The sequence below is a fragment of the Lacticaseibacillus saniviri JCM 17471 = DSM 24301 genome, assembly GCF_001311785.1.
Taxonomy (GTDB): domain Bacteria; phylum Bacillota; class Bacilli; order Lactobacillales; family Lactobacillaceae; genus Lacticaseibacillus; species Lacticaseibacillus saniviri.
In genome coordinates this window covers 96,071-114,340 of sequence record NZ_BBBX01000001.1, presented here as the reverse complement: position 1 = coordinate 114,340, position 18,270 = coordinate 96,071, and the positions used below count along the sequence as shown (strand labels likewise).

5 protein-coding genes and 9 pseudogenes are annotated in these 18,270 nt (G+C 48.6%); 10 read left to right on the top strand and 4 right to left on the bottom strand.

Going from position 1 to position 18,270, the window contains the following annotated elements:
• Positions 1–8: 8 nt before the first annotated feature.
• The 4 genes and pseudogenes from xerC to JCM17471_RS00545 all read left to right on the top strand — a co-directional run bounded on the left by xerC (position 9) and on the right by JCM17471_RS00545 (position 3,815).
• A pseudogene (xerC, locus tag JCM17471_RS00560) lies at positions 9–904 on the top strand (tyrosine recombinase XerC).
• A 70-nt stretch (positions 905–974) separates the two neighbouring features.
• Positions 975–1,498 (top strand): annotated as a pseudogene (gene hslV / locus JCM17471_RS00555) (ATP-dependent protease subunit HslV).
• Between the two features lie 11 nt (positions 1,499–1,509).
• Positions 1,510–2,913, top strand: a complete 1,404-nt coding sequence (gene hslU / locus JCM17471_RS00550; protein ID WP_054776449.1) for an ATP-dependent protease ATPase subunit HslU — start codon at positions 1,510–1,512, stop codon at positions 2,911–2,913.
• Positions 2,914–2,937: 24 nt separating this feature from the next.
• Positions 2,938–3,815, top strand: a pseudogene (locus JCM17471_RS00545) (aldose 1-epimerase family protein).
• Between the two features lie 52 nt (positions 3,816–3,867).
• Here JCM17471_RS00545 and JCM17471_RS00540 read toward each other — a convergent pair.
• A pseudogene (locus JCM17471_RS00540) lies at positions 3,868–4,427 on the bottom strand (glycerol-3-phosphate acyltransferase).
• Between the two features lie 214 nt (positions 4,428–4,641).
• Between JCM17471_RS00540 and parE the strand changes: the two are divergent.
• From parE to JCM17471_RS00510, 6 genes and pseudogenes are all read left to right on the top strand, one after another.
• A pseudogene (parE, locus tag JCM17471_RS00535) lies at positions 4,642–6,649 on the top strand (DNA topoisomerase IV subunit B).
• A gap of 5 nt (positions 6,650–6,654) precedes the next feature.
• Positions 6,655–9,105 (top strand): annotated as a pseudogene (gene parC / locus JCM17471_RS00530) (DNA topoisomerase IV subunit A).
• A gap of 265 nt (positions 9,106–9,370) precedes the next feature.
• Positions 9,371–11,626 carry a formate C-acetyltransferase gene (gene pflB, locus JCM17471_RS00525; RefSeq protein ID WP_054776448.1) on the top strand — a complete coding sequence of 752 codons (2,256 nt, stop codon included), beginning with the start codon at positions 9,371–9,373 and terminating at the stop codon, positions 11,624–11,626.
• A gap of 115 nt (positions 11,627–11,741) precedes the next feature.
• Positions 11,742–12,592, top strand: a pseudogene (gene pflA, locus JCM17471_RS00520) (pyruvate formate-lyase-activating protein).
• A 104-nt stretch (positions 12,593–12,696) separates the two neighbouring features.
• Positions 12,697–13,660: pseudogene (locus tag JCM17471_RS00515) on the top strand (LysR family transcriptional regulator).
• Positions 13,661–13,691: 31 nt separating this feature from the next.
• Positions 13,692–14,621 carry a manganese-dependent inorganic pyrophosphatase gene (locus tag JCM17471_RS00510; protein WP_054776447.1) on the top strand — a complete coding sequence of 310 codons (930 nt, stop codon included), beginning with the start codon at positions 13,692–13,694 and terminating at the stop codon, positions 14,619–14,621.
• A gap of 693 nt (positions 14,622–15,314) precedes the next feature.
• On the opposite strand, the gene JCM17471_RS00505 is transcribed toward JCM17471_RS00510, so the two are convergent.
• The 3 genes and pseudogenes from JCM17471_RS00505 to JCM17471_RS00495 all read right to left on the bottom strand — a co-directional run bounded on the left by JCM17471_RS00505 (position 15,315) and on the right by JCM17471_RS00495 (position 18,221).
• Positions 15,315–15,875, bottom strand: coding sequence for an NUDIX hydrolase (locus JCM17471_RS00505; protein ID WP_054776446.1), 561 nt, complete (start codon positions 15,873–15,875; stop codon positions 15,315–15,317).
• 62 nt (positions 15,876–15,937) lie between these two features.
• On the bottom strand, positions 15,938–16,807 hold the full coding sequence (locus JCM17471_RS00500) for a DegV family protein (protein WP_054776445.1): 870 nt from the start codon (positions 16,805–16,807) through the stop codon (positions 15,938–15,940).
• 102 nt (positions 16,808–16,909) lie between these two features.
• A pseudogene (locus JCM17471_RS00495) lies at positions 16,910–18,221 on the bottom strand (alkaline phosphatase family protein).
• Positions 18,222–18,270: the final 49 nt, after the last annotated feature.

The window sequence follows — 18,270 nt, the reverse complement described above, 5'->3', positions numbered from 1 at the left end:
AATCGCGGATGCAAGAAGTCACTGAATTTTTACAGTATCTGCTGGTCGAGCGGCAGTATTCGAAGCAAACCCAGCTGGCTTATTCAGAAGACATCAAGGATTTCGTCGACTTTCTCAAGGCAAATGGTGGCTTCACACGGTTTCAAGCCGTCGATCAGTTAGATGTGCAGACCTATCTGACCCAACTGAATGATCGCGGCCTAGCCCGCACCTCGGTAGCTCGTCACGTGAGTTCACTGCGCAGTTTCTACACTTATTTGGTGCGTGTCGGTGAGGCTAAAACCAATCCGTTTGAAACCGTCGAGCTCAAAAAGGGCCATCATCACTTGCCACAGTTTTTCTTTGAGGCGGAGATCACGGAGCTGTTTGCGACAACTGAAGGGCCAACACCACTGGATCAACGCAATCGCGCGTTGCTTGAAGTGCTGTATGGGACCGGCATTCGTGTTTCCGAGTGTGCCAATCTGCAACTGGATCAAATTGATTTTGATCTCGAGGTGTTATTGGTTCACGGAAAAGGAAACAAGGATCGCTACGTCCCATTTGGCGATTATGCCAAAAACGCGCTCACGACCTATCTGGAAGATGGGCGGCAACAACTGATGACGCGCGTTTCTGAGGTGCATTCGAGTGTTTTTGTCAATCAACATGGCAAACCACTCACAGCTCGTGGCATCCGCTATATCCTGAATCAATTGATTCAAAAACCAGTCTGACCAGTAACATTCATCCGCACATGTTGCGTCACAGCTTTGCGACCCACATGCTCAATCACGGGGCCGATTTGCGCTCTGTGCAAGAATTACTGGGTCACAGTAGTCTGAGTACCACTCAGATTTACACGCATGTGACGACCGAACACCTCAAGGCTGACTACATGAAGTATTTTCCTAAGCATAATTAGGACCTAAGCATGAGGTGAAATGCTCGGGTTTTGGTTAGACTAGTACTAATTAATTTTAAAGGAGAAACTTATGACAACAATTGCAGCAGTACGACAAAATGGTCACACGGCAATCGCCGGCGACGGCCAAGTCACCCTTGGCGAAAAGGTAATTATGAAGGGCTCAGCCCAAAAGGTCCGCCGAATTTATGGCAATAAGGTTGTCATCGGTTTTGCTGGAGGCGTCGCTGATGCCTTCACCTTACAGGACTGGTTCGAAAAGAAATTGGAACACTACTCCGGTAACTTGCGCCGTGCCGCCGTTGCTTTAGCACAGGACTGGCGCAAAGATCCCATGCTCCAAAAATTAGAAGCCATGATGATTGTCATGGATGAAAAGGATCTCTTATTGGTTTCTGGTAGTGGTGAAGTGATCGATCCTGATGAAGCGTCGTGGCAATCGGTTCCGGTGGTAACTACGCGCAAGCGGCTGCCATGGCCATGTTGCGCCATGCCCCTGACATGAGTGCCGAAGACATCGCCCACGAAGCGATTAACATTGCCGGCGATATCGATATTTTCACCAACCACAACATTATTGTTGAAAGCTTCTAGGAGGTTAGACAATGAGTGATGTAAAAACACCTAAAGAAATTGTTGCGCAACTCGATCAGTACGTCATCGGGCAATCCGATGCCAAACGTGCGGTTGCGGTTGCTTTATACAATCGTTATCGGCGGATGCAGTTATCAGACAAATTACAACGTGAAATCACACCCAAGAATCTGCTCATGATCGGACCTACTGGTGTCGGTAAGACTGAAATTGCCCGGCGGTTGGCACGCATTGTGAATGCACCGTTCGTCAAGGTTGAAGCCACGAAGTTCACCGAAGTCGGCTATGTCGGCCGTGATGTGGAATCCATGGTGCGCGATTTGGCCGATGTTGCGGTGCAAATGGAAGAAGACCGGCAGTTCGCCAATGTCCACGGGCGTGCGGAACGTGAAGCGAATAAGCGCCTGGTTAAGCTGCTGGTTCCTGGCATCAAGAAAGAAAAGCGCACTAATCCCATGAACGACGTGATGTCGATGTTGCAAGGCCTGCAAAATGGTCAAGCACCAGAAGCCGAATCCGATGATGGTGAAATCACCGATGACATCCGCAATGAACGGTTGAGTGTTGCCGAACAACTCGAAAAGGGCTTGCTCGAAGACCGCGAACTCACGGTAACCGTGGCGGATGAGAAAAAAGGCAACGGGATGAATGACATGTACGGCCAGATGGGGATTGATCTCAGCGAAAGTTTGGGCGCTTTAATGCCTAAGCAGCGCGTTGAACGCACCATGACCGTCAAGGAAGCCCGTGAAGTCTTTACTCGCGAGGAATCCGATAAGCTGGTCAATCACGCGGATATCTATCACGATGCGATTAAGGCAGCTGAGAACAACGGGATTATTTTCATCGACGAAATCGATAAGATTGCGGCCGGCAACAAGAAGACCAGCGGTGAAGTCTCTCGTGAAGGGGTGCAACGCGATATCTTACCAATCGTTGAAGGCTCACAGGTCAACACCAAGTACGGCCCATTGAGCACCGATCACGTGTTATTCATCGGTTCTGGTGCCTTTGCGGAATCCAAGCCAAGCGATTTGATCGCTGAATTGCAGGGTCGGTTCCCAATTCGGGTCGAACTCAACGACTTGAACGAAGCTGATTTTGTCTCCATCTTAACCGAACCGGACAACGCGCTGGTTAAGCAGTACATGGCCCTGATTGGGACAGATGGCGTTCAGGTCACCTTCACTCAAGAAGCCATTCAAAGCATTGCGCACATTGCGATGCAGGTTAACCACGACACCGATAACATTGGTGCGCGGCGGTTAGCCACCATCTTGGAAAAACTGTTAGAGGATATTCTCTATGAAGGTCCTGACATGCAGATGGGGAGCATTACCATTACCGAGCAATACGTCGACGACAAGATCGGTCAAATTGTGGCTGATAAGGACATGACGCGGTATATTCTTTAAAATTTGGGAGTTGAAGGCAATATTATGGTAACCTTACACAATGATTTTCTTACGGTGACGGCTAGTCCAGCGGGGGCTGAACTCACGAGCGTCAAAATAACCTCACAGGGGTGGAATACTTGTGGCAGGCCGATCCAAAGGTTTGGAAACGGCACGCCCCAGTCTTGTTCCCCATCGTCGGCAAGCTGCAAAACGACGCGTATACGTTTGAAGGCAAGACTTATCACATGACCCAGCACGGGTTCGCGCGTGATCGCGAATTTGACGTGTTGGCACAAAGCGAGACACAAGTGAGTTTTGTGTTGCGCGATGATGATGAGACACGTGCCATGTATCCCTTCGCATTCGAGCTTGTCATCACGTATACCTTGGATAACAACTTGGTTCACGTGGACTATCAAGTGACCAATCCGGATACCAAGCAAGTGATGTATTTTGCGATTGGTGCGCATCCTGGCTTCAACATTCCAGTCACTGACGATACCGAATTTACTGACTACTATATGAGTTTTGAACCCAAGAAATCGCGGGTTCAGATTCCATTAGTTGCCGGCAAGGGGATTGATTACGCGCACCGGACGTTAGCAGCGACGGATGTCAATCAAGCGTTAAACCACGAATTCTTCAAGGATGACGCGGTGATTTATGAGTTGAACGGTCGTACCAAGTTCAGCATTGTGTCAGATAAAACCAAACATGGCGTCTCACTCTCTGTCAGCGATGCACCGTTCATGGGTGTCTGGAGTCCGTATCCCACGACAGGCGACTTTGTCTGCATCGAACCCTGGTGGGGCATCGCTGACACCATCGAGCATAAGGGGGACTTCACCGATAAACTCGGAATCAATACCCTGGAACCCGGTGCTCAGATCACGCACAGCTACAGCATCAGCATTTTCTAGACCACAAAAAATCCCGTATCGAGAGGTTCTCGATACAGGATTTTTTACTTGTTTACGATTTGTGTTGGCGCCGGTAATAACCGAGGCCAAATGGCACCATGTTTTCCGTGCCGTTCTTGATGCGGGCAAAGTTCTCCCGGTGGCGGACTAAGAAGACGATCCAAAGGACGAAGGCGACACTTGATAGTAGCCAATCGTGGTAAAACAGCGAGACCAAGGTGATCAACCCCATGCCGACGGTACTTGCGATACTCACCATGGATGTGAGGACGACAAGACCGAAGAAAATGGCACAGGCAATCAAAAAGAATGGTGGGTTGTAGGCCAACGCAATGCCTGCGCTGGTGGCAACGGCTTTACCACCCTTGAAGCCGATAAAGATGGAGCAGGTGTGCCCCAAGACGCAGCTAAGCCCACGATGAGGATTAACCAGTGCTCGGTATAACCGAACAACACGGGTAAGCTCGCGCCCAAGGTCCCCTTTAAGATATCGAGCACCAACACAATGGTGCCGCCCACGGGACCAAGTGTCCGGTAAGCATTGGTGGTGCCGATGTTGTGACTGCCGTATTGACGGATGTCTTTGTGATAAAAGAGCTGGCCGATCCACACCCCACTGGGGATGGAACCGATCAGATAGGCCAAAATAAAACTCAAGACCAAATACACTGACGTCACTCCTTTCGCTGATTTATTGTAGCATGAAAGGCGCGGGTGTGCCTATCGACTTTTTCGAACAAATGTTCTATTCTTTTAAAAAAGACTTTCAAAGTCAGCCCTTCATGGTGTAGAGTATTGATTAGTTGCGTTAGAAAAGGAGCGTTCTATGAAAGCAAGTCAAAGCTATAACGATTCATCCATCCAGGTGCTTGAAGGCCTCGAAGCCGTTCGTAAGCGCCCAGGGATGTATATCGGTTCAACGGATGGCCGCGGCTCCATCATTTAGTTTATGAAATTGTCGATAATGCTGTCGATGAAGCATTGGCAGGATTTGGTGACACGATTCAAGTCACCATTCATAAAGACGACTCAATTACAGTTATCGATCACGGGCGGGGCATGCCAACGGGGATGCACGCCTCCGGTAAACCAACCATCGAAGTCATTTTGACCGTGCTGCATGCCGGTGGTAAGTTCTCTCAGAACAGTTATAAGACCTCTGGTGGCCTGCACGGGGTTGGTGCCTCCGTCGTGAATGCCTTATCTGAATCGCTCACGGTCCGCGTTGTGCGTGACGGTCAAGCGTTTGAAGAGCACTTTGTCAATGGGGGGCACCCCGATGGGAAATTGGTCAAGTTAGGCAAGGTCAATGAACCTAACGGGACGGCGATTACCTTTAAGCCAGATCCTACGATTTTTCAGACGACCACCTATAATTTTGACACCTTAGCGGAACGATTGCGGGAATCAGCCTTCCTGCTGAAAAATATTACCATCATCTTGACCGACGAACGTCACGATCGCAGTGAAACTTATCACTATCCTGACGGGTTGGTCAGTTTTGTGTCTTATCTCAATGAGGATAAAGACACGCTCTCACCTGTCATGAATTTTGAAGGTGAAAAAGATGGGATTATTGTCGACTTCGCTGGGCAATACAATGACGGCTACTCCGAGAACATCATCTCGTTCGTTAATAATGTGCGCACCGGTGACGGTGGGACCCATGAAGTCGGTTTGCGGACCGCGTTACGCGCGCCTTCAATGAATTCGCCCGCAAGGTTAACCTGCTCAAGGAACGTGATAAGAACCTTGAAGGGACCGATGTGCGTGAAGGCTTGAGCGGTGTGCTGTCGATTCGCGTGCCTGAAGAACTCTTGCAGTTTGAAGGCCAAACCAAGGGCAAGCTGGGAACACCACAGGCACGGACAGTCGTGGACACGGTGGTGTATGAACAGCTCAGCTTCTACCTGATGGAAAACGGGGATGCGGCGCAAGAATTAGTTCGTAAAGCCATCCGCGCGCGTGAGGCCCGTGAAGCAGCACGTAAGGCACGTGAGGATAGCCGGACCGGCAAACGCAAGAAGAAGTCAGATGGGTTACTCTCCGGTAAGCTGACACCCGCACAATCCAAAAACGCCAAGAAGAACGAATTGTACCTGGTCGAAGGGGATTCCGCCGGCGGTTCTGCTAAGCAAGGCCGTGATCGGAAGTTCCAAGCGATTCTGCCACTGCGCGGGAAAGTCTTGAACACCCAGAAGGCCAAGTTAGCGGATATCGTTAAGAACGAAGAAATCAACACCATGATCTATACAATCGGTGCCGGTGTGGGAACTGACTTTGATATCGATGCCGCTAACTACGACAAGATTATCATCATGACCGATGCCGATACCGATGGGGCGCATATTCAGATTCTATTGCTCACCTTCTTCTTCCGCTACATGCGGCCACTGATCGATGCCGGCAAGGTCTATATCGCCTTACCACCGCTGTATCGGCTGCAAAAAGGGACAGGTGCCAAGACCAAGATCGAATACGCCTGGACAGATGACGAACTGGCTGATGGTATCAAGACCATGGGTAAGGGCTATACACTGACTCGATTCAAGGGGTTAGGTGAAATGAACGCCGATCAGTTGTGGGAAACCACAATGAATCCAGAAACGCGGACGCTGATTCGGGTCCGGATCGACGATGCTGCCTTAGCGGAACGTCGCGTGACCACTTTGATGGGGGATCGTGTTGAACCTCGTCGCAATTGGATTGAGAGCAACGTGCAATTTGATATGGATGACGATGGCAGTATCCTGGAACAAAATGAACCAGATAAACAAAAGAAAATCGGTGCGCAACAAATTGTGCATCAACTCGATAAACAGAAAGGGCGGTAAGTGAATTGGCTAATCAAATTCAAGAACTGACCTTAGAAGAAGTGATGGGTGATCGTTTCGGCCGTTACTCCAAGTACATTATTCAAGAACGTGCCTTACCTGATGTGCGTGATGGGTTGAAGCCAGTGCAACGGCGTATCTTGTTTGCGATGAATCAGGACGGCAATACCTACGACAAGGGGTTCCGTAAATCGGCCAAGTCTGTTGGGAACGTCATGGGTAATTATCATCCCCATGGTGATAGCTCCATCTATGAAGCGATGGTGCGTTTGTCACAGAACTGGAAGCTCCGCGCGCCCTTGATTGAGATGCACGGTAATAACGGGTCGATGGACGGTGATCCACCTGCCGCGATGCGTTATACCGAAGCACGACTCAGTAAGATCTCAAAGGAATTGCTTCAAGATATCGATAAGGAAACCGTCGATATGGTGCTGAACTTCGATGATACGGCGCAGGAACCTACTGTCTTGCCCGCTGCCTTTCCTAATCTGTTAGTGAACGGGGCAACCGGGATCTCCGCGGGGTATGCGACCGAAATTCCACCGCACAACTTGAATGAAGTGATTGCTGCCTTACGGGAATTGATTAAACGGCCTGATGCTGATCTCGCTGATTTGATGCGTTTTGTCAAAGGCCCTGATTTCCCTACTGGGGGCATCATTCAGGGATTAGATGGTATCAAGAAGGCCTATGAAACAGGTCGCGGTAAGATTGTGGTTCGGGCCAAGACTCAAATTGCTGATATGCGCGGTGGTAAGCAACAGATTATTGTGTCTGAATTGCCATACGAAGTGAACAAGGCCAACTTGGTCAAAAAATCGACGAACTGCGCGTCAATAAGAAGGTCGATGGCATCGCTGAAGTGCGTGATGAAAGTGACCGCTTTGGCTTATCGATTGTGATCGAACTCAAGAAGAACGTTGATGCACCTGGTATCTTGACCTACCTGTTCAAGAATACCGACTTACAGATCGCGTATAACTTCAACATGGTCGCGATTGCGGATATGCAACCAAAGCAATTGGGCTTAAAGCCAATGCTTGAAGCGTACCTGGAACATCGTCGCGACGTGATTACCCGCCGGACGCAATTTGACCTCAAGAAGGCCTTGGCGCGTCAACATATCGTTGAAGGGCTGATCAAGATGTTATCCATCCTGGATCAGGTGATTGAGACGATTCGTGGTAGTCAAGATAAGGCGGATGCTAAGCGTAACTTAGTTGAGAAGTTTGACTTCTCAACTGAACAAGCCGAAGCCATCGTTTCCTTGCAACTCTATCGCTTAACCAACACCGATATCACGGCGCTTGAAAAAGAAGCCGCGGAATTGGCCGCAAAGATTGCCGAATATCAATTGATTCTCGGTGATACTAAGGAACGCGACCGAGTAATCGAAACAGAACTCAAACAGATCGCTAAGACCTATGCGAGTGATCGCTTGAGTCAGATTGAAGCTGAGATCGAAACACTTGAAGTCGATACAGCTGTGACCGTGACCGATGAACAGGTGATGGTGCTTGTCAGTCGTTCCGGCTACGTCAAGCGCAGCTCCCTGCGCAGCTATCAGGCCGTGGCGCCCGATGACAACGGCTTAAAGGCCAATGACTTTGCGGTCTTCAGCGGTGAGCTAGGGACGCTCCAGCACCTCTATATCGTCACCAGCGCCGGGCACATGATCTATCGGCCCGTGCACGAGATCAGTGACGAGCGCTGGAAAGACAGCGGAGAACATCTCAGTCAAACCGTTGGTTTAGGGGCAGACGAATACATCGTTGCTGTCTTTACCTTCGATGATTTGGCGGCTAGTGGTAACTTCGTGCTCGGCTCCAGCGACGGTTACATCAAACAAACCGCGTTGGCGGACTTGCAACCACAACGCAATTACAAGTCCAAGCCGATGGTGGCGATGAAGCTGAAGAATGCGGATGCCATCGTCACCAACGCCTACTTCGTTGATGCGGTCAGCGATCAAAAATGTCGTTGCTGTCACCAACCAGGCTTATGGCTTACGGTTTGCACTCGAAGAAGTCTCAATTGTCGGGGCGCGGACAACAGGGGTCAAACTGGTGGACCTCAAGCAAGACGACTATGTGGTCGGCTTTATTCTCGATGATGCAGTCGATACCATTGGCTTGTTGACCCAGCGTGGGGCATTCAAGCGGATGCACGTGAGTGAGCTCAGTGTGATGACCAGAGCGCGCCGGGGCCTGATGGTGCTGCGGGAACTGAAGAGTCACCCCCATCGCATCGTCGCGCTGACGCCGGTCACTGATAATGGATTGATCACGATCTTTACCGATCAAGATCAACAGATTGAACTTGATCCTAACGCGTATCCAAATGGGGATCGCTACTCTAATGGCTCATTCGTCTTTGATCCAGAAACACAGGGTAACTTGGCCTATGTTGAAGTTCAGGATGTGCCAGAAGAAACTGCAGATCACCAAGATTAGTCAAAAAAGAGTCACGACAAGCCGTCGTGGCTCTTTTTTGTTGGCTCAAACTGTTTGGTTGGAGATGGTGAGCTGTTATAGTGCTAACCTTCATTGTTCACAATCTAATTGATTACTATTTAACAAAGTCACACTATTGACACGTTATAATAACCGTTACTTAATAAAATAACTGTTAATATAAAGTGTGAAAGGGCTTGCAAACTGTTTGTGATGTGCTATACTTTCTGTATTGATAAGAGCATATATCAGGGGAGGCATTAGCATGCAACAAGCAGAAAAGACAATTTCAGATTATTGGAAAGGCTTTAAGGGTGGCGACTGGCAAGAATCCATCAATGTTCGCGACTTTATCCAACAGAACTTGACCCAATACGACGGGGACGAAGCATTCCTCGCTGGGCCTACAGAAGCAACAACACTTTTGAACAATCAAGTACTGAACTTAAAGAAGCAAGAACGCGAAAACGGCGGGGTTCTCGATGCTGACACCACGACTGTTGCAACCATCACTTCTCATGGCCCAGGCTACCTGAATAAGGAACTGGAAAAGATTGTCGGGATTCAAACGGATAAGCCATTCAAACGTGCATTCATGCCATTTGGTGGGATTCGGATGGCCGAAGATGCCTTGAACGCATACGGCTTTACCCCTGACAAAGAAGAACACAAGATCTTCAGTGCTTATCGCAAGACACATAACCAAGGGGTGTTTGATGCCTATACACCTAACATGCGCAAAGCTCGTCACTACAAGATTGTGACTGGGTTACCTGACGCATACGCCCGGGGCCGCATCGTTGCCGATTTCCCACGGATTGCGATTTATGGGATTGACCGCTTGATGGCTGAAAAAGCTCATGATTTTGAAATGACCGGCGACGGCGAAATGGTCGATGACGTAATCAAGCTGCGCGAAGAAATCTCCGATCAATATCGGGCATTGAACGATATGAAGAAGATGGCCGAAAGCTACGGCTACGACATCTCACGTCCCGCTGCTAACGCACAAGAGGCCATCCAATGGATCTACTTCGGTTACCTGGCAGCCATCAAGACTCAAAACGGGGCTGCGATGTCTGTTGGTCGGATCGATACTGTTATCGATGCTTATATCGAACGCGACCTGCGCTTAGGCGTCTTAAACGAAGAAGAAGCGCAAGAGATGATCGATCACTTGGTAATGAAGTTGCGCATGGTGCGCTTCATTCGGACTGAAGACTACAATGACCTGTTCTCAGGTGATCCCATCTGGGCAACATTATCCATCGTTGGGATGGGCAATGATGGCCGTCATCACGTCACCAAGACCGCTTTCCGGTTCTTGAAGACCTTGGACAACATGGGTGCCGCACCAGAACCAAACATCACGCTATTGTGGTCAGAACGCTTGCCTGAAGGCTTCAAGCGTTACGCTACAGAAGTCTCAATCAAGAGTTCAACCATTCAATACGAAAATGATGATCTGATGCGGACAGAATGGGGCAGTGACTATTATGGGATTGCCTGCTGTGTCTCCGCACAACCAATCGCTGATGGCGTGCAATACTTCGGTGCTCGGGCTAACTTAGCCAAGACCGTGCTCTACGCGATCAATGGTGGGAAAGACGAAATCGGGGACGCACAAGTTGGTCCAGAACTCGCCCCAATCACCAGCGAATATATCGATTACAAGGAATTCATGCACAAGTTCGATAAGATGATGGACTGGCTGGCTGACACCTATGTCAACGCCCTGAATGTCATCCACTACATGCATGACAAGTATTACTATGAATCAGCACAATTGGCATTGAAGAATACCAGTCTCGACCGCACATTTGCGACCGGGATTTCAGGCTTGTCACATGCCGTTGATTCCATCTCTGCCATCAAGTATGGTCACGTGAAGGCAATCCGGAACGAAGATGGCATCGCCGTTGATTTTGTCACCGACAATGACTTCCCACGTTATGGGAACAACGATGATCGGGCTGATTCTATTGCCAAGTGGTTAGTGAAGACATTCTATGAAAAGATGAACACACACCACCTGTATCGTGGCGCTAAGCTGTCCACCAGTGTCCTGACCATCACATCTAACGTTGTTTACGGGAAGAACACCGGGACCACACCTAACGGCCGTAAAGCCGGCGAACCATTCTCACCTGGTGCAAACCCAGCTTACGGTGCTGAAAAGAATGGCGCGCTCGCATCCTTGATGTCGACCGCCAAGATTCCATACCACTACGCAACTGACGGGATCAGTAACACATTCGGTGTGACACCAAATACCTTGGGCCACGATGATGAAACCCGTAAGGACACACTGGTTCACATGGTTGACGGCTACATGGAAAACAACGGGATGCACTTGAACATCAACGTCTTCAACAAGCAGACCTTGATTGATGCACAAGCTCACCCAGAAGAATACCCAACGCTGACAGTGCGTGTTTCCGGTTACTGTGTCTACTTTGCAGACCTGACCAAGGAACAACAAGACGATGTTATTGCACGGACATTCTTCGATCAAATGTAAGCCACAAAATACCGATTAACTATTAAAAAGCAAACTGGGAAGCAATTCCCAGCTTGCCCAAAGGAATCAAACCTTGATTCTTTTGGGCAGGTTGAATCACGAAGGAGGAACCACCATGCGACTGTTTGACACAACAACACTACCCCCACAAGAAGAAACGAGTGACAAGCCAGTGATTGGCTATGTGCACTCCATTGAAAGCTTTGGTTCCGTTGATGGCCCAGGTATTCGTTATATTGCCTTCCTACAAGGCTGTCGAATGCGCTGTGAGTACTGTCATAACCCCGACACGTGGAATATCGGTGTCGGTGAAGAGATGACGGCTGAGGACATTCTCGATGACGCCATGCGCTACAAATCATTTTGGGGTGAAACGGGTGGTATCACTTGCTCCGGCGGTGAATCACTGATTCAAATTGACTTCATTATTGATCTGTTCACCAAGGCTAAAGCCATGGGGATTACCACTTGCCTGGATACGTCTGGTGGGCCATTCACCCGGGATGAACCTTGGTTTAGCAAGTTTGAACAATTGATGGCGGTCACCGATATTTCACTGGTCGACATCAAGCACATCAATTCCGATGAACATCGCAAATTGACGGGATTTGGCAATGAGAATATCCTGGACATGATTCAATATATGAGTAGTCATGATTGTGACATGTGGATTCGCCACGTCCTGGTGCCAACCCGGACTGATTTTGATGTCTATCTGGCGCAATTGGGCGACTATATCAAAACGCTGCACAATGTCCAAAAGTTGAAATTCTGCCATATCACACGATGGGGGTCAATAAGTATCACGAACTGGGCATCAAGTACCCACTGGAAGGCATTCAAGCGCCCACGCCTGATCGGGTTAAGAACGCGGAGAATCTGTTACACGTGATGGATTATACCGGTTATAAGACTTGGCGGCCTAAAAATAGTCGTCTTTTGGATAAATTGATGAGATTTCGTTAAACTTACCCAAACAATAAGTTCGAGCGGCCTAAATGGTTGCTCTTTTTTTTCGGTACATTATGATTACATTAACGCGAGATTAACGACAAAAGGGGACCTGGGTTATGAAAACAAAACAGGAAAACATCTTTTCATCTAAAACACTGTCGTACTTCTTACAATTGGCGGAAACGATGAATTATACGCAGGCTGCCCAGTTGTTGGGAATTACCCAGCCGGCTTTGACACAACAGATTAAAAATTAGAACGCACTGTGGGGCGCCCTGTTTTATTCAGTGGGTAAAAGCTGCACCTCTCTGATGCAGGGAACACCATGTTGGCAGCAACACACGAAATCTACGGGATTTTGAACCAGGCCGCCGATGAAATTCAACAGACAACGAGTGCCACTACCGGTAAGATTCAAATCGGTTTCTTGTCATCTGTTGAAGACGCCGCATTTGATGCCTTCATTGCACATTACTACACGCTGCATCCAGACGTTGAAATCTCATTTCGCATGATGACGCGGCATGAAATCTGGGAACGCTTGGAAAATAACCAGATCGATTTGGCCATCATGTATCTGCCCGATGACACAATTAAGAATTGGAAGCCTTACGATAGTCGCAAGATTATCGATGAAGAGTTATTGTACATTCATCATGACGATACCATCGCTGAGGACGTTCCTGTGCGCTATCAGGACGCGACAGCAACGCCATGGGTCACTTACCCAGAGGATTACTTCTTGAGTCACCGACTCAGAGAGGCCTTCAAAACGAGCTTGTCGACATGCCTCAAGGGGTGGCGCAATTCACCACGCCATATCAGTTGGTTCAGTTCGTCAATCGCACAGGGGTGAACACCGCCTTACCAACATCGTTCTACCAAGCTCACAAGAATCAGATCAAGGCACAGGCCAATCCGTTCCAACCAGCAATCAATTTTGAACTCGCGTTTGTCTATCGCAAGGAAAAGGTTGATATCCCACGGATTGCTGCATTCTTCGATGAATTCAATAACTATTTTTCTCAGCAAGATTACCTCTCGCGACTGGTCGCAAACCGTGTTAAACTAGGAGAGTAACGACATCTGAGATAAAAGGGAGTAAGGCAGAATGACAACGTTAATTTTTGGTCATCAAAATCCAGATACAGACGCAATTACTGCGGCGATGAGCTGGGCAGAATTTCAACGGCAATTGGGAAATACCGATGTTGAAGCTGTGGCATTGGGTAAGCCAAACGCTGAAACACAATACGTTCTCGACTATTTCAAGGTTGACGCACCACGCGTGGTTGAAAGTATTCCAGAAGGCGGCCACGTCATGTTGGTCGATCACAATGAATTCCAACAGAGTGTGGTTGGCATTGAAAAGTTAACCATTGACGCTGTTGTGGATCACCACCGGATCGCTAACTTTACGACAGCGGCACCACTGTATTACCGTGCTGAAGCTATCGGTAGCACCAATTCCGTGATCTGTAACATCTTTAAGGAACACAATTTTGAAATCTCAGCACAATTGGCTGGTTTGATGGCCGCAGGGTTGATTTCTGATACCTTATTGCTCAAGTCCCCAACAGCAACACCACGGGACAAGGAAATCTTGCCAGAATTGGCTAAGATTGCTGGCATTAATCTCGAAGAATTTGGCTTAGCTATGCTGAAAGCTGGGACAAACCTCGGTGCCCGTTCTGATAAGGATATCATCGATGGTGATGCGAAGAGCTTTGATATGGCGGGCCAATCCGTTCGTATCGGCCAAGTGAACACCGTTGATTTGGACGAAATCTATGCACGCCAAGCTGATCTGACAGCAGCCATGCAAGAAGAAGCAACAGCTGAAGGCTATGATTTGTTCCTGTTAATCGCAACCGACATTCTCAACAGCAATTCCGTTGGATTCATGGTTGGTTCCGGTAAGGATCAAATTGAAGCGGCATTCGGCCAAACCTTCGACGGTAACAACCGCATCGATTTACCAGGAGTTGTTTCCCGTAAGAAGCAAGTTGTCCCACAATTGACAGCTGCTTTTGAAGGCTAATCTTAATTAATCAAGCAAAAAGAGCTGTGACACGTCTGTTGTCACAGCTCTTTTTTTAGTATTTCAAGCGATGGGGCATGTGCGAGGGCGGTTACCAGCCTTGTCGTAATCGCTTACAGCGCCTAAATTCAGGCACCTAATTGGTCAGCAAATTCTGAGCTTTCAATCATCTGACGTCTCATTATTGGCAGGATTTTGGGCACAAATCGTTGCTGTGGCGTGGCTTTGACTCAAAAAGCCGGATATGTGGTAGTAGTCGATTCAATTACCAGCGTTGATGCGGATTGACTCAAACCGTATTCATGCTTGTTGACGCGTAGTTGATGTCTGTTGTCAGAAAGTTTTGTGCATGTCGGTACGGACAAAGCATCATTACCAGCAGTTGCTGCAATGATACAGGACTCAGTGACGGGTTGCAGCGACAGACGCAGGCACACGATGTGATTTGCGTGAAATCCACGGAGAAACAAGCTCTGGCGAAGTTTAAAATGATTTTGCGACATCTGGTAGCAAAATGACGTTAGCGGCTTAAATAGCGATTGAACCACCAATCGCTTCCGTTTCACTTCACTTCCGATAATATATATTATGTAAACTAGAAAAGATGAGTGAATCTGCCGCACTCGCCTCCACCACATAAATAAGCTTGCAACATCACCGCATGGTTGTGTCGTAAGCTTATTTGTTTTGATGCTATTTGTTTTGTTCAAATGCTAAAAAGTAGCTGACAGCTGCCACGCTCTGTGCTGATGCAACCACACCGGTTTGCACCGCATCGATTAAATCTGTCAGTGGCACCAGATTAGCAGTCACAAACTCATCTTTATCGAAGTTTGTAGACTGGCGCTTAGCTGGATCAATCACAGCCCAAAATAATGTCACAACTTCGTCAGTCATGCCTTCACTTGATCGAATGGCTGTCATCTGATGCAGTTCTTGGACCACATAGCCGGTTTCTTCGGTCAATTCACGTTTTGCTGCGGCCTCAGCTGTTTCGCCGGCGTTAATCAGACCCGCTGGTAACGCGTAGACTTCCTGATTGACACCAACGCGGTATTCACGGTTGATGACGACTTGCTGATGATCCGGTGTCAGTGCCAGAATCGCCACAGCCGGCTGATGTTTAATTAAATCGCGATGCACCGTTAAATGATCCGGTGTTTCGACGATCTGCGTCACATCTTCATAGATATGGCCTTGATAATGAGATGTTTCTTCGATGATGCGCCCTTTTTCATGAATTGGTTCAAGCATTGAATGAGTCCTCCTTAATTGAATAAAAAAGCGGTCGAACTGAATTCGACCGCTAATTGGCATTAATTTGTCCGTGATAAGTCTTGCGCCCAGGCAATTGCGATGGCTTTTTCACCCAAGTGTGTCCCAATAACGGGGCCAAAATACGAGATTTCAAACGGAATATCGGGATATTCAGCCTGCAACTTGGTTTGCCATGATTCAGCGGCCTCTGGATCATTGGCGTGAATAATCAGTGCCCGAACCGGGTAATCGACTTTATCGATGGCTTCAGCGAACAGTGTTTCCACCCGTGCGTAAGCTTTTTTCAGTGAACGCACCTTTTCAAAGGCGACAATCTTGTCACTCACAGGATCAAAGGTTAATAATGGCTTGATTTTGAGCATCCCACCGATGAACCCGGCAGCATTGCTTAAGCGACCGCCGCGCACCAGGTTTTGCAAGTCATTGACGATGAAGTATTCATCTTCAGTGGCGCGCAAAGCATCTAAGTGTTCAACGATGGTGTCAGCGTCCATGCCCTGATTGGCCAAATTAGCAGCTTCAAGCACCAACCAGCCCATCAGCATCACTGTGATGCGTGAATCATAGACAATGACCCGGGCACCCTTAACCTCATCGACAGCGGTCTGCAACGTCTTCACGAACCCAGAGATGGTGCTAGCTAAGTGAATGCTGATGATGGTGTCATAGCCCTCATTAGCCAGATTGTTATAGAGCTTAATCATTTCACCCAGTGGTGGTTGTGACGTACTTGGAAAAGTCTTTGCTGTCTTTAATTTTTCATAGTATTCAGCCGTTGTGATATCCTTACCTTCATCGTAAACCGTACCATCCAGAATAACTGGAATCGGCACAACGTGGATATGATTGGCAGCAACTTGCTCGTCACTGAGGTAAGCGGTACTGTCAGTTACAACCGCGATTTTCATAATGGATTCACCTATTTCTTCGAGAATTGACTGCAATTACTATACCATGAATTATGAATCAGGGGAAACGCTGGCCGCCAAAATTAGCCTATTTTCAGAATTTTATTCAAAAATATCGTCTGTCGCTTGGCCATCAGTTGGTACTGGGTATGTTAGTCCGAGAATTTTGCCAAAAGTGGGTCCTTCATCCACCAGATTGGCCGATGCCACAGTTGCCCCCTGCTTGATGCCAGGGCCTGCATAGACGATTGTGGTCGCGTAGTCGGGTTTGTCTGGCGAAAAGCCGTGAACGGCCCGATAACGGTCAATCTGACCGATACTTGCGGGATCAACGGGTTCAACGACGTCACCAGCGCCGGCATCGATGAAATAATACCCGGCTTTAGCTTCCACCATCAATGCCGCTTGCAAATCGGTGCCACTTGCGGCGATATCATCTTGACCGTGAATGGTCTCAATGCCTTCAACATCCGCGATGGCCGCTTTGATTGTGTCACTGGCGATGGTGCCGTCTGAATAGATATAGGTCGAGCCATCCGCTGATTTGGCTAAGACATGCCAGTCAGGTTCAATCAGGCCGTCACTGTGCGCCGTCAACCAGCCACGATCCGCAAAATCCGGTTGAGACGAATCATTTTGCTGACGTCGATCTGGAAGTGATCGCCTAGCAGCACAAATGCGGTGTCGTCATACACATGCGCATCTTTGGTCGCCTGAATGATTTGTCCTACACGCAGGTCATGGCGCTTTAGGGCTGCGTGCGCTTCGTCCGATTGTACCCCATGGGCGTGGCGCATGCTATCCATGTCCACCAGATGAATCAAGGTCAAGTCGGGTTGGTGTTTCAAAATGGTGTCAATCGCACTGGCGGTCACGAGGTCATCCAGATAGGGTTGCTTGATGCCCTGACGCAAGTGACCGTATTTTGGTTCATGGCTAACAACCAGCGCGCGGAACTCGCCCGCATCGACACGAGGACTTGGTTGGTCCAGATCCGGTTGGGGAAAATCTCGGCCATGTTATAGTCGATCTTGGCCTTAGCGGTGACCGGCCACAGGAAGGCAGCGGTCGTCATGCCGTGTTGCTTGGCCACATCATAGAGCGGTGTTGCCTTGACGTCTTTGCGATACCAGAACCAGTCCGGTGACAAGCGATTGGGTTGAATCTTCGTGTTATTGACGATACCGTGCCGCTTGGGATAAGTACCGGTGATAATACTGGTGTGTGACGGATACGTCAATGTGGGATAGATACCCCGTACTTCTTTGACGTGTGTGCCGTGTGCGACCACTGAAGCGATGTTAGGTAATTGGTCCAAGTTCGCTTCGGTGAGATCACTCGCACCCATTGCATCGAGTGAGATGACGACTAGTTTTTTGCCATATAGTTTGCCTCCAATAATGTCTATTGCCATTATACGCTAGTTATTTTGCGTCAGGTGTAAAAAACCGGTACAATATATA